Genomic DNA, 13840 nt, shown 5'->3' with positions numbered 1-13840 from the left:
TCCACAGTTGGGCGACACCTGCCCTTCCCTGTCTGGTCAGCAGGACCCAGCTCCGGCCGGTCAGACAGCCCTGCCTGCCTTCGAACTTCTGCCATCCATTCATCTGAACGACTGAGCGCTTCTGGGAGGCCGCACACCGTCGTGGGTGGGTGTGACGGAGGGGTGAGCCGATGCTAACTATTCAATTCGACCATCATCATAAGGCCGCTGTTAAACCAAAATACACCGGAAAGGACAGTGGTAAGCCGAGGCGACATCATTCGAGCAGCCTGTGCGCCTTCGTCATCATAGTCGGCGCAGTGGGCTTCGTCCTGCCGACCAACCCACAATGAGAGCAGATTGAACAGGCCGTTCCAACCGCTCCAGACCATGATAAGCCCGAGGAAAATAGCGCCAGAGTTTACATGACTGCCGCCGCTAAGGTAGATAACACAAGCCGTCACGAGGGCGCTCAAGGCCGCTGAAAAAATGCTTCTAGATCGCCGAGCGGTCAACATCCGTTGTGATTAGACGGCAGTTCTTAGCTGCCGGTTAATCGCCTTGAGCCCTGCGCCGAGTGCCCAGTTCTTGGCGCGAGCTGCCCGGCAGCATTGCAGCAGGGGCGACCCACTTGCCGCCACTCAGCGGCGATGACGCGCTTCCCACAAGCTACCGTTCATGCAGCTTTGCCGAGCAGTTTGGAGGCAGCATGCAATCAGCAGTGAACGGGAGAGATCGTGTGTTCTGGATGCCTGCGAGCCGGCACGCGCGGCAACTGCCGCTACAGTAACTTGCCTATTGCCCACATTCCAACAGCAAAGAGCACAAGCGCCAACCAGGCGATTGAAGTCTTCTGCCAACCCTGCAGCTGCCAACCCGCCAACTTCCCGCGCTTCGCTCCACTTGGCGCGGTCGGCCGATAGCCCTAAAACTGTTGCTCGTTCTTCGGCGGACGCTGAAATTTGTGCACACTACCCATGATCCGAATCTTAGCTATCGAGCTAACGGAAGTCGAATGGATAAGGGGGCAGAAGGACCGGCAGGTCACAAGCCAAGGTCCACTCACCGCTGAGCGGGATTGTGGGCGTCAGCCGCCGCGCCACTTTCATGACCGGCGCAGGCATGCTAATTTCCAGTGCCTTAGCCTTGACCCAGCTCCGGACGCTGACATCGCCCTGCCCGCTTCCCAATTGCGGCCGTTCGTTCACCTGAATGACCGATTGCTCTTAGGGAACCGGATACGGTCGTGGATGGGCGTGACGGGATGGGAAGCGGTCGTTCCGCCGGCCCATCCTTCCTTAGCGAGGCGTGGAGCATCGAGCAGCGACTGCTGCTCTGCCGGATTGAACCGTCAGGTCCACGATCCTCTCGAAACCTTCTCGCCTTTCCGAACTGCGCGGTTGGGAGGCGAGCGAGCCTAGGCTCTGTCCGCATCGAGGCTTCGGCTTGTTGCCTAATGTTTCGCCCATCTCAGGATTGCGCGCCAAGCTGGCTGCGTGGACAATCTCCTGCCTGTCAGCTGGCCACAATTTGCTCGCAACGAGTTCGACAAGATCTGCTCGGTCGCTTGCCCCAAATCGCATTGCGAAGCCGCGGATCATCGGAAGCGGAAGGTAAGTTTTCGAGCGAGAAAGACCTGACGCAAGTTCCTGTCCGTATTGGGCGAGCGTGGGAGCATAGTACGGCGTACCCGAGTAGATATCTAAGATACCCGCTCTCGCGATCCAAAGCGTCTTCGTGCTCGCCTGGTCGCTCGTGAGAGTTGAAGCGGATTTGTCGGCCTGAAGACTCGCTTCAGCACTGCTTATGACCGTCGCTCCCAGTGATCGATTGCCGCCAACCTGGATCGCTGCCCCTGCCGCCATCTGGAGTTCTGCAAGCCTCAGTGGACTTCTGGATGTCGACGATGTCAGCCGGGACAGCACCAGCTGGGCTAATGATGCTGCGCAGCGCGCTTCACCTAGAGATGTTGCGTGATCCATCACGGTACTGACTAGTTCCGCGTCAAAGCTCGTGTGGCTTCGGAGCAGTTCCTTTGCCGTGTCGCACAGCCCGATATCAACGAGCGTAGCGGCATAATTTCTAAAGGCCGCGGGACGATCCGCCACCTTTGTGAACGGAAGTAGGGACTTAACTTCTTGTACCCAAGCGAGGCGGGCGGCCATTTCAGCGGCCGGCGTCCCTACGCCTCCTGCGAAAGTAAGAGCTACCGAGACGATGATGGTTTGGATCATTGATCTCTCGAATCTAGAGGACGACCGCGGGACGCCTGTTCGTATGCTGCTTCACCGCGGCTGCTATCAAGGAACGATCTTGGACCGATTAACGACTGACATTGGGCGGCTCCTACCGGGCAGCTTCCACCAAACGTGGTGGCTAGCTGCCATTCCCGCCAGAGGTGTGATGAGGAGGCGGGCTGCACTTTACGCGCCCACCGTCACCACTGATCGATTATGGGCATCGCGTGCTGCTTGCAGCAGCGGGTTAGACGTAGACTCAATCCTCAACGTCACTCGATCGCGCCAAGGTCCGTGCCACCACCCGCGTCGACGCCCAAAGGTGCGCCTTGGATCATTGAGCGTGAGGTCGAGGAACGCAGTCCCTTTCAAGTAGAACGCACCCACAGCTTGCACCTCATCCCAAGCGACATACTCGGGTCGTTTGAAAGGCAGGAAGATGCCTTCACTTGTAATGACCGCGAGTGGGGACTTTCTGGTTTTCCAAGAAACCCATGCTTGCCAACACATAACGGAGGACATGAAAAGAAAGCAAAAACTAAGCCATAGCATGAAAAATCCCCCGCCTATGTTGCCCCGTGAGAAGAACACTACGCTCATGCCAAGGCTGATGACGCCGACTGGAAGAAGAGCAACAAACAACGGGAGAACTATAAAATGGAAAATGGACAGCCATCGAGGCCTTGCAAACCGTTCACCCTCGATTCTTTGCCACTCCTCGAAGGTGCGCCTTCTGCGGCTCTCATGTCTAAGCATTTCAGCATAAGTTCCGTGCTCGTCGGCGTTGGCGACCTTCTGCCATGCACTGCTTAACGTCTCCTTCTAGGCGTGAGCGGAAGGGCCGCTTTGCTCGGCCATTCTGAGCCGGTGACCGGCTCGCCTCAGTCGTGCTCTACATCGGACGGCATTCGCGGTTTCCTAGGCCCATCAAGGCGTGAACGGTATGGAACACCGAGAGTTCGTCGTTCACCCAGTCGCATGTTCGTGATTGGATCCCAGCGATTGCTATGGTCAATCTGCCGAACTTGGATCGATCGCCGACGGGCGAACTCGGCTGGGACCATCGGATAGTCAGACGTGAGGCCGAATGCCTCTTTGTAGCTCTCAGCAGTGTAGCCGTGCTTATAGAGGTGGCGTTCCAGCAGCCTGTAAGGCTTCCCGTCGATTAAGCTGATCAGGTGATCCTCATGGATCGTCCAATGCTGGTCGCTCAACTCTGCTTCTCGTCTAAATCGCACATGCGGCATTGGTAGGCCGTTAAGCAGGAAGACGCCAAGCTACCGTGATGAGACGACCACCGCCCTCCCCCTGGTCCGCAGCAGGCCTGCCCCACTATCGGCGCAAGCGTAAGATGAAGACCGTAGCGAAGATCGGCGCGGCATTCCTTGGCGCAGCCGCACTTGGCGGCAGTGCGGCGTTCGCGCTCACCCTTTGGGAGCAATCCGCATCAAACGAGACCGCAGTGGTGCGATACGCCGAAACGATAGGCGGCTGCGCGGTCACTGATGGCGATACCATACGCTGCGGAGACGAGCGCATTCGCTTGCTGGGCATTGATGCTCCCGAGTTGCCGGGTCATTGCCGATCCGGACGGAATTGTGCACCTGGCGATCCCTACGCGTCCACCAGCAGCCTAGGGGCGGCGATGATTGGCGAGCTTACCATCAAGCGGGTGGGGCAGGATGATTACGGACGGACACTCGCGATGGTGGCAGGTGACAAGGGCGATCTCTCCTGCTGGCAGCTCAGGCACGAACAGGTGATCTACAAGGCCGAGTGGGATGATGGGCTGAACGTCGCACGAACTTGTCCTCGGGATGTTTTTTGAACTGAGGCGATTAATCGCGCTGAGCGCATCCGATGGGCGCGAACCGCCTGGCCGGTTTGCTGCGGCCCGAACCCAATCCTAGACGCTCACAATGATTTGCCCGCTTCCCAAGTCGGCCGCTCGTTCACCTGGATGACCGACCGCTTCTAGAAAGCCGCAAACGGTTGTGGATGGGCGTGACCTAAATGTGAAGGCGGACGCTATGTGTCTTGCACCGGAGATACTCGTAACTTCATCATGGCGCATGTCTCGTTGGCTTAACCTGCTCGGATTCTTTGCCGTCGTCAGCATTCTCACTGCGCTTGTGATGAGTGCATTTGTCCACGATGTTTTGAACGTGCCCCGTACGGGTAGGTACGGTACGAAGGATTGCTTCGGCCACATTCCGGAGGAGCTGAAGGTCCTGCGAGAATATAGTGATCCTGCGAGTCTGATATCTGCAAAGCAGTCGCCTTCTACATCAAGCTTTGCGCCACTTGCGCTGGGCAAGAAGGGCTCCATCATCTTTCCGATGGAAGGGGGTGGACGCGCTGATGCTTTGACAAAGTCAGGAAAAGCGAAGGTTGCTGTTGGGAGCCCACGTTACAGCGGCTTCGCGTCGCTTGCAGTTTATAGCGATGGCCATTACCGGATTGCAGCAGCGACAGGCGTACGTACAGTTGAAGTGGCAAGCTACTCGGCGCCGAATACTCTGATCACACCGGATCACCCAGCAGGCCATATTCCGTGCGAACTGACCTTTGTCATAGATTACCGTTTGACTCGAGGGAGCTACATTATCAATGTGATTTCAAATAGTCCGAAGGCGGAGATGATCATTATACCTCGAACGACGAAATGGCAGTCGTCATGGGATTTCGTCAAGCCGCATTGAAAACGTCCCGGCTCCCGAGAACTTTCTCATTGCCTCTGTTCCGCGATCATATGGGTTCCGACATGCCTCCTTTTGGGCGCTAGCTGCTTGGCAGCTTTGCAGCGGCGGAGACCCACTCGCGGTCATTCACGACAGCAACTGCGCTCCCCAACTTCAGACATTCGTTCAGGTAAGCGCGCGGCAGCTCTCGGGCGACCATACCGGCTACGGGACGCCTAGAATGGAAGCACGATCCTCAATCGAGATGATCCGTTCCGATCATCGCCTGGATGATGTTCATCTAGTAGATTGCTCGACAATTCCGTTGTGGCCGCAACCTTCAAGGTCATGAACCAGTAGAATTCTCGGACGGGTCGTCCCAATGCCGCCCCTCAATCAGACTCAACAGCGAACGCACCTCTTGCCCGAAGCCAGGATCACGTGTGCATAGCTCCTCGATTAAGCGTACAGCATGGATCACTGACGAGTGGTCACGACCGCCGAATTTGCGGCCAATTTCCGGGTAGGAGCGCGGAGTGAGGACCTTGGACAGGTACATCGCCACTTGGCGAGGACGCACTACGGCACGGGCGCGGCGATTGGAGCTCATCTCGGTCTTATCGATATGGTAAAATTGGCAAACGGTGCGCTGGATCTCGTCGATAGTGATGCGGCCACGATTGGCCGAGAGTATTTCGGTGAGCTGCTCTTCAGCAAGCTTGAGCGAGACGGCCTGGCCGGTCAGCTGGGCGTAGGCGATTAGCTTGTTAAAGCCGCCGACCAGCTCGCGTACGTTTCGGTTGATGGTGCGGGCGAGAAACTCGATCACTTCGGCGGGCACGCTGACCGAGGCGAAGCGCGTCAACCGGCTCTCTAGGATCGAGCGGCGCAGCTCAATGTCGGCGCTCTGGATGTCGGCGACCAAGCCCATCGACAGGCGCGAGAGGAGGCGCGGCTCGACTCCGTCAAGCGCTTGCGGCGCACGGTCCGCGGCGAAGACTAGGCGCTTGCCCTCCTGAAGCAGCCAATCGATCGTGTAGAGCAGCTCCTCCTGCGCCGAAGCCTTTCCGATGATGAACTGGATGTCGTCCAATAACAGCAGGTCGAAGTCGCGCATCCGCGACTTGAACTCAATCATCTGGTTCTGACGAAGTGCCTGGACGAACTCGACCATGAAGCGCTCGGCCGAGCAATACAGAGTGCGCGCATGCGGGTGCGCCGACAGGTAGGCATGGCCAATCGCATGGAGCAGGTGCGTCTTTCCTTGGCCTGTTGCACCTTTCAGATAGAGCGGCGAGAACTGCGGCGTAGCCACTGCGGCCATAAGTTGCGCAGCGTTGGCGGCCAACACATTGCTGGCTCCGGTGACGAAATTCGCGAAAGTCTGTGACGTGTCAACCTCGGCTATACCTGCTCCAAATGCGCCACTCCCCGTCGCCCCAATACGCAGATCGCCTGCTGCGGCAGAGTCGTTCGCTGGCCGGCGCGGATTACCTGCATTTCCCAGGCGCAGCTCCGGCAGCTGCTTGCGCCCCGGATTTACCAAGATGCGCACGCGCCGCACGTCGGGCCGCGCAATCTTCCACGCAAGCGAGAGCCGATCCGCAAATCGGTCCTGCACCCAGTTCGCGCTGAACTCGGTCGGCAAATAGAGATCTAGCGTGCCGCTCTCCGGGTGGTAGTTGCCTAGCTGGATTGGCTTTATCCACTGCCCGTGGATCTCTGGGCCGAGATCCTTGCGCAGTCCCTTGCTGATGTCAGCCCATTCCAAGTCGAGGTAGAGCGCCTCTTCACGGCGTAGTTCGTCCACAAATTGGTGATCAACCGAACCTACTGCGCGTGACAAATACGACGATCTGCGTCGCGGACTGGGGAAATCTGAGTTATGCTCGTTCGTTGGCGGCAGGCTCGTCGAGCTTATTAGCCGAGGGCTTGCCATGCTACGTCCTGGCCCCCGACGCGAATGCCCTTCAAGAAGAGTACACTGGGAAAAGGTTGCATCCGCGAAGTTAGGGCCATTTGGTTGTGCTCCCGTAAACTGACACATCTCGAAGCAGGTGCCGGTAAAATCGAAAGAGCTGAGATCGCAGTTAGCGAAGTCGACATTACGCAAGAGCGTACCACGGAAGTCATTCTTGGGATCAAGACCTGCTACTGCGACCAATTCAACAAAATTGTCGGTATTAGCAGCAAGGACGCGATCAATCATTGCCGATGCGCTGTCGTCTAGATACCTCATCCCTCGTACCTTGCAATAACGCTCTCTTGTTCACTCAATATAATCCAACCATTGCGATGTTGAACAGCGGGTATATGCTTCGAAAAGATTTGCTCGATTATCTGTGCTTTATTACCATGAACCGTGACCGAGGCGTCGGCCACACAGGTTGTACGATCATATAAATTCACTTCAAGGCGGGAGGCTAAGCTTGTACCGTCGACAAACCCAGCAACAGTTACCAAGGGTTCATCTTGCGTGGCGTAATCACCCTCGAGAATCGCGTCGGCGCCGTCTTGCCTTTCAATGACCCAGTTCAGTCGTTGCTTCATGCTGCAGCCAACCAGTTCCGCGTTGCGAAGAGCGATTGGCTCGGGATGGCCTAGCCGCTGCTCAGCTCGAGCGCCGCACTCGCAGGCAATATCAAGCGAGACCTTCGCCTTGCGAAAGCCAAATCGAATACCGCTATGATGGTAGAACGGCTCGAAGTGGCAATTGAAAATGAACGGCATCTCCGCTCCGGCCGATGTTGACTGCCCACAATCAGAAAGCTCATGATAAGCCATATGCGGATCAATCGAGCTATACTTGCGCCGGCGCGCTTCGAACCGAACAGATGTGCTTGCCCAGCAGTCATTTAGCATGACTTGGAAGCGCTCTGGCGTATCCCTTCCCCTGTAGCCGGCCCGTGTTAGCTGAGCGCGAACAGCGTTCGGAACGTCATCATCGACCCACGCCGCACTCTGGATGTCGAAGCGGCAAACCTGAGCTAACGCTGCCTCAATATCAGCTGAAAAACTACCCGACTTGGCCGCCGATCGAAGAGTGGAGTAGTTTATCTGTGCCTTCTCCGCGAGCCTTTTCAGATCGCATCTAACGATTTCTCGGGCACGATAGAGCACTTCGCACATACTGCGAATCTTATCTTCAGATCGGTAAACTTTGCGTCCTTCGCGCATAGAACTCCTCGCACACGGATCCTAGAGTCAGGATCACGATCGTCAAGCCAGCCGTTTAGCACCATTTCGCGTTATCTCGTCTTCGTGTGACGCTCTCCCGTCCTTCGCTGCACCTTGACCGGTGCAGTTAACAGCAAACCGCTGCATGACAGTTCGGGGCGGCCTTACAGAGTGACACAGCGATGGATTAGGACCACCCTTCAAGCTGGAGCGGCAAATCACGGCGCGGTAGATCTCGTTCGCCCAAAGCGGGCAAGAAAGCGAAGGAGTACAAAGATGTTGTGGATCGAATTTCTACTAAGCGCCCTTCTAGCCATGATCTCTCTAGGCCGTGCACTCGGCGGATGCTGAGCGGATTAGAAGAAGAGTGATTGTATGTACGCCGGCAGCGTCACACCTGAAGCCTGGCGCTGCCGCTAACAGCACCGACAGAGCTGAGAGAAGTTTCCCGGCCCGCCCCCCCCGGGCTCGCACATTCGTTCTGACTGCGCTACACACTTGCCAAGATAAAAGGCTCGGGCCGCAATGACCCTGACCGTAAGTTCAACGATCGCCCGGAGCTACAGCGAACTCTAATTAGTGTGGGCCGTAACCGCACGAACTGAGTAATCGGCGCACTCGTCGGGCCGGAAGAGATCGACGAGTGTGCCGATAAGACCTCGAAGGCCGAAGACGGTCCGCTCACTGGCTTTCCTGAGCATGGCCTTGGGGCGGGCGAACGCTCTTTCGATCAGATTGAAGTTCGGGCTATGAGGCGGAAAGAAGCGCAGGAATGCGCCCGCGTCCTACATGCCTCTTGCCCGATGGAGGGGCCGATATATAATCTGCCACTTCCTGAGTGACCCGTCGACTACCATAGTCTGGACCAAGTTGGGCTGATAACGCTTTTACACGGTTTAGGCGACCTGTTCCTCCTTAGCCGCGTAGAGCGCCGACGGAATCCGGGGCATACCCGGGCGTTGCACATAGGAAGCGTATCGCTGCTGGACGCGCGTGATGAAGGGCGGCAACAGCCGGCCGACCCGGACTGCCTCTTCCTTCTTCATCACCTTGAGGGTCTTAATCTTCATGTCCTTGAACTTGATCGAGTAGGTATCCCCATCCATCATCGCGAAGATGATCGCTTCACCATCCTTCTCGCTGGTGAACGTCCCGAATTTATGATCGATCTTTGATTCAACATCGTCCACACGCTTGGCCTGAAGCAGGTAGAGTTGCATGTCGTTGCTTCCGCGAAGACAATCGCACTCTGCGCGAACATTGACGTAAAACGACATCTTGCCTTCTTGCACGGGAAAGGCAAACACATCGCCGGGTGCGTAAAGTCCCTCTTGCAGTCGTTCGTCACGAAGAAAGCGCTCACCTTCGAGCACCTTGTGCATCGATGCACGGTACGAGTCCTCGTCCTTCTTACGCTGTTCCTCCACCACTTCGAGAAAGGGCGCGAGGTCAAGGTCGAGCAACTCAGAGCGCGATTCCACCAATCGGTTGAGCAAACGGTTCATCTCGACGTTAGGGGGCACGCCATCCTCGCCGAAGGTCTGCCACAACAGTACCGGCCAGTAGGGCGTGCGATTCTGTAAGTCGATGAACAAGTCATTTGCGGCCCGAAGGTAATTCTTCTCCCATGTTTTCAAAGTAAGAACCGACGGCGTGTTTCGCGCCCAATCCTCCAAAACCTCGTAGAGCTTGTCGGTAACGTCGACCTTTCGGCGCACGAGGATATGCGACTCCTGCACACTTTTATGGAGCGTCGGATCGGTCGATAGCTCATGTATAACGTCGCCCGGGTCTTCATTGGTGAAGATGAACACGGGCGCGTGGCGGTTCTTGCTTAGCCGCTTCAGGAAAGCGATGTTGTCTGCCACCATCGCTTCGTGCAGTCCGCCCGGAAGTCTGATGCCGGCTTCCAGCGGTTCGCCGCCATCGTTGGCCAGGTTCCAATCCATGATGAAGAACGAGACGTGGGAGAAATGCTCCAGGTCATAGTCTGTCGCGGGGCGCTCGGTCAGCCCAATCGCGTGACCACCCCCAGCCTTAATGCTCGCGAGTATCTGATCGATCGCGTCCTCCTTTCCGATACCGTTGTCGATGACCACGGCGATGCCCTTGAAGAGGTGTGGAACGATTGCGGTCATGCATCACCCTTGACGAAGGAAACAATTAGGTTCGCGCCCTTGAGAATGCGTTGCTCTTTGGTCGCGACCTCGATCGTGTATTCGTGTCGCTCAAGAAGCTGGCGCGCAATGTAGAGGCCAAGACCGCGGCCATCCTCACCCTTCCCCGAGAAGAACGGCTCGAACACGTAGGGCACGTCCTCCTCGCGGAAGCCAGGACCGCTGTCAGCGAACGTCAGCACACCTTCATTGCCGTCCAGCATGATCTCGATCTCGCGAGGTTGAGGTGCGGCCTGTAGCCAGTAGATCGCATTATCAAAGAGGTTGAGGAGGAGCTGGAGCAGCACCGCATCAGTGGTCTTGGCGACGAGCGGCGACCCCACGGTTTCCAGTCGAACCTCGATCTTGTGACGCTGCAAGAGCGTCGCAAATATTTTTGTGACCTTCTCGATAAGGTCGAGGACGCGGATGTCCTTACGGCGCTGCTTCGTCGACCGAAACAGAAGCTGCATGTCCGCAAGCTGCGACTGGATGAAGCTCAGCAGGCCGCGCATCGCCAATAGCTCCGCACTCAGGGCTTCGCGATCGAGTGGGGCATCGCCGTCACAAAGGACGATGAGCTTGTCGATCGCCGCCATGACCCGCTGCATCGCCAGCATCAGGTCGTGCGAGGCCGCCTCGACGGACAAGCCGACGCCAGCGAGATGCTCGGTATTCTCGGCCCGCTGGACGAGGTACCGGCGCTCCGCCTTGTATTGCCGATTTGCCTCGGTGATCTTCTCGCGGACCGGGGACGGAACATCTTCTGCGGAGGCGGCGGACACCGCCTCATCGATTAGTGACTGAACCTTGCCCGATTTGAAAACATCGACATCACCGGACTTCTTCGTGCGCTGGCGATAGAGGTTGTAGGGGCTTTTCCGCACCCAGGCGAGGAAGGTCTGAAGGAGCGACCGAAAGTCGTCGACAGCCTGCCCGGTGTCGACCAGGCCCTCACGGCTCGTCTTGTCGCGAAGGCGTCCGTTTTCAGCCTGCGAGATGTTGACGAAGCCGACTACCTGATCGTTGCTCAGGAACTCACTCGCCCGCACAGTGCCACGACGTACGTCGATCAGCAGCCAATCATCGTCCGGATCGCCGTAGGGGTAGACCCTGATGCCGTCGCGATAAAGATAGATGCGGTGGTTCTTGATAAGATCCTTATCCGCTTTGTCGAGCTGTAGCTTGCCCTTGGCATCGGTGCTGAAATCGAAGACGTAGAATGAAAACCCGAAGGAGCCGCACATGGTGCGGAGAAGCTCAGCCTGACCGGGATTGAGGCCGCGGCGCTTTAAATACTCGCGGAAGACGGCGAGACCCGTCAGTTCGGCGTCGACCAGTGCAAGCTCGTGGTGCTGGCCATCCAGATTGAACTCGAAGGCTTCCTTGGTCTCGTCAAACCGACCCTCAATCCGAAATACGGTGTTCTCTTGGAGAAGGACGCTCAGGCGCTCCCGCAGGTCGGACCCGAGCGGTTCATAGACCTTGTTACGGTAGATATAGACAGCAAAGTCGTCCTTACGCGGCAGGTCCAGCTCGACCGCCGCGTTGGACGTCGCATTATCACGCTCAGTCGCTACCTTGGGGTCGCTGGCATCGCCTGCGTCGACGTCGTGGCCTTTGATCGCTTCGGGCGCCTCGTCTTCGGCGGGCGGCCCAATGAAGATCGACTGGAGCCGGCTCAGGTCCTCGAAGACCTTCTCGACCTTGCCCCGCGTCCAGGCGCCCACCGGCGGAGAAATCTCGATCCGTGTCCCGTGCGGTCTTCGGATCGCACGGTGCCCCCCCAAATCCACCTCGCCTTCGACGATCACCGTCGCTGGCGTGCGCGCCTCTAATTGCAGCTCGATCTCGTCGAGGAACATCGCTTGGTCGCCTTGCAGGAAGTTTTCGTCGAACTGTGCCAGCTTCAGCTCCACGACATTCTCGGTCGGCGAGTCCGCCGGCCGCGTAACCATCGTGATGTCGCGACCGAGCTTCAGCAGAGCGAAGCGACCGATCCCCTTTTCGCCTTGGATGATCCGACCCAAGGCGGTCTTCTGCTTGTCGCCCTTCTTTCCCAATAGCTTCATAGGGGTTGCTGGGTTGACCCAATGGTTCTCGATCACGTGCGCCGACATACCAAGACCATCGTCCTCGACGATGATCTTGGCCTGGGGACCGGCATTGAAGTCGCGGTCGAAGCCCTCGAACGTCACTTTGACCCAGGAAGCGTCGGCGTCGTAGGAGTTTTTGATTAACTCGGAGAGCGCCACTTGCTCATTGCGGATGAGTTGATCGCCCAGCATCGTCAGCAGCCGGGCATAGGGTTTGAACTTGAGTGGCTTTGCACTCATGGACGATGCGCCATCACGATGTATTCCTCGGCATAGACTTGGGGTCCGATCGGCATCGAGGATAGCCGACCATTGGCGGTACGATAAGGCGTGTTCGGCTTGTTCGTGAGCTGCCGCTTCACCACCCGCAGGTCGACGAAGCCGGCATCGAGCAGGCTTTCGACAAGGTGGTTGGCATTATCGATACGGACTCCGCTCATTATCGTGTTGCCGATCACGAACACTGCCATGCCGCCCGGTCGCAGGAAGTCACGGCAGCGGTACGCGACCTTTTGCATGTCGAGAAAGTACGTCGCAACCGCCTCGGCAGCCGGCCGGTTCGATCCGAACAGGCTGAAGACGATCTGCATCCCGACCGCGTTCAGCCCCTCCAACGCGCGCGCTAGGTTCGCGCGCCGACTGCTGGTGCCGATGACTCCATCGCGCAACGCCCGATGATCGTCGGCGAAGCCAAGCCACAAAGTGGATAGCTGGTGGAGGTCGGTATATTCGTAGGAGGTGGCGTAAGGCGGGCTGGTGACGATGAGATCGACCGGATCAGCCGGAGGATCGACGTGCAACAGATTCCCTTGGATGATCGTCGCGTCCCTGCGCGGCACTCCTGACATGTCCGACCAAGCCGCCGCCATGAGACGGCACTGACGCTGGAACGCGTCGATCACGGGCATAGCCCGTTTGTTCGGATCGTTAGATGGCTTGACCGACCGCAACCGCCACTGCGACGCCGACTTTAAGATCGCCGAGAAGGCGCAGGCGAACGCCAGTGCGTCATCGCCATCGGCCCCTACTTCGGCCGCGATCGCGTTCTGCAATCGCACAAGCCCATCAAACTGATGCGGAGCGTACCAGTGCATCAATCGGGCGGTCGCCTGCGCTGACAACGACGAAGCAGCGGATTCGAGGCTGGCCCTCGTCGTGATGCGCGCTGCCTGTTCCTCGAACAGCAGCGGATCGCACCACATCGATTTGACGCGAGTCAGCAGCGTCGCGACTGGGTTGATGTCGCAACCCCAAAACTCAAGATTTCGCGCGCCGGCTTCGTAGGCCACCGTGCCGCTGCCGCAGAAGATGTCGGCGACGCGATGAACCGTCAGGCCGCGTTCGCGCGCGACCTCCAAGGCCTTGCGGACGATGAAGGCAGGGAAGCGAGCTGGATAGGCGTGGATGCGGTGAATTCGCGCTTCGCGTTCATCGGCGCCTGTCCAGCCAGAAGAATATGGAGCGGAACCCAGACGATTATATTGCCAAGCTGTTGCGCTTGGCGTCGATGGATC

The 13840-nt window shown here is 57.8% G+C and carries 10 protein-coding genes and 2 pseudogenes; 2 read left to right on the top strand and 10 right to left on the bottom strand.

Going from position 1 to position 13840, the window contains the following annotated elements; translation table 11 throughout:
* Positions 1-173: 173 nt before the first annotated feature.
* From HNO88_RS12575 to HNO88_RS12565, 3 genes are all read right to left on the bottom strand, one after another.
* Positions 174-455 (bottom strand): hypothetical protein, encoded by a 282-nt coding sequence (locus HNO88_RS12575; RefSeq protein ID WP_184245711.1) that lies wholly within the window; start codon positions 453-455, stop codon positions 174-176.
* A gap of 822 nt (positions 456-1277) precedes the next feature.
* Entirely contained in the window at positions 1278-2213 is a 936-nt protein-coding gene (locus HNO88_RS12570) for a hypothetical protein (RefSeq protein ID WP_184245709.1), read from the bottom strand.
* Positions 2214-3097: 884 nt separating this feature from the next.
* Positions 3098-3463 carry a MucR family transcriptional regulator gene (locus tag HNO88_RS12565; RefSeq protein WP_184245706.1) on the bottom strand — a complete coding sequence of 122 codons (366 nt, stop codon included), beginning with the start codon at positions 3461-3463 and terminating at the stop codon, positions 3098-3100.
* Between the two features lie 104 nt (positions 3464-3567).
* Between HNO88_RS12565 and HNO88_RS12560 the strand changes: the two genes are divergently transcribed.
* Positions 3568-4044 carry a thermonuclease family protein gene (locus HNO88_RS12560; RefSeq protein WP_246381678.1) on the top strand — a complete coding sequence of 159 codons (477 nt, stop codon included), beginning with the start codon at positions 3568-3570 and terminating at the stop codon, positions 4042-4044.
* A gap of 202 nt (positions 4045-4246) precedes the next feature.
* Positions 4247-4918: a hypothetical protein gene (locus tag HNO88_RS12555; protein WP_221419996.1), complete on the top strand. Its 672-nt coding sequence runs from the start codon at positions 4247-4249 to the stop codon at positions 4916-4918.
* Between the two features lie 325 nt (positions 4919-5243).
* Here HNO88_RS12555 and dnaA read toward each other — a convergent pair whose 3' ends face one another.
* The 7 genes and pseudogenes from dnaA to HNO88_RS12525 form a co-directional block, all read right to left on the bottom strand.
* Positions 5244-6707 carry a chromosomal replication initiator protein DnaA gene (gene dnaA / locus HNO88_RS12550; RefSeq protein ID WP_312857071.1) on the bottom strand — a complete coding sequence of 488 codons (1464 nt, stop codon included), beginning with the start codon at positions 6705-6707 and terminating at the stop codon, positions 5244-5246.
* Positions 6708-6935: 228 nt separating this feature from the next.
* Positions 6936-7106, bottom strand: a pseudogene (locus HNO88_RS23005) (pentapeptide repeat-containing protein); the annotation flags it as partial.
* A 26-nt stretch (positions 7107-7132) separates the two neighbouring features.
* Positions 7133-8074 carry a hypothetical protein gene (locus HNO88_RS12545; protein WP_221419995.1) on the bottom strand — a complete coding sequence of 314 codons (942 nt, stop codon included), beginning with the start codon at positions 8072-8074 and terminating at the stop codon, positions 7133-7135.
* Positions 8075-8650: 576 nt separating this feature from the next.
* Positions 8651-8856, bottom strand: a pseudogene (locus tag HNO88_RS12540) (IS630 family transposase); the annotation flags it as partial.
* A gap of 114 nt (positions 8857-8970) precedes the next feature.
* The gene (locus tag HNO88_RS12535) at positions 8971-10212 is read right to left on the bottom strand and encodes a hypothetical protein (protein WP_184245693.1); all 1242 of its coding nucleotides are present in this window, start codon (positions 10210-10212) and stop codon (positions 8971-8973) included.
* Positions 10209-12566 carry a sensor histidine kinase gene (locus HNO88_RS12530; protein WP_184245690.1) on the bottom strand — a complete coding sequence of 786 codons (2358 nt, stop codon included), beginning with the start codon at positions 12564-12566 and terminating at the stop codon, positions 10209-10211. Before HNO88_RS12530 ends, HNO88_RS12535 begins: the two co-directional genes overlap by 4 nt.
* Positions 12563-13684 (bottom strand): class I SAM-dependent methyltransferase, encoded by a 1122-nt coding sequence (locus HNO88_RS12525; protein WP_184245687.1) that lies wholly within the window; start codon positions 13682-13684, stop codon positions 12563-12565. Before HNO88_RS12525 ends, HNO88_RS12530 begins: the two co-directional genes overlap by 4 nt.
* Positions 13685-13840 lie beyond the last annotated feature (156 nt).

Source organism: Novosphingobium chloroacetimidivorans, assembly GCF_014204535.1.
Classification (GTDB): domain Bacteria; phylum Pseudomonadota; class Alphaproteobacteria; order Sphingomonadales; family Sphingomonadaceae; genus Novosphingobium; species Novosphingobium chloroacetimidivorans.
This window is presented reverse-complemented; position numbering and strand designations above follow the sequence as displayed.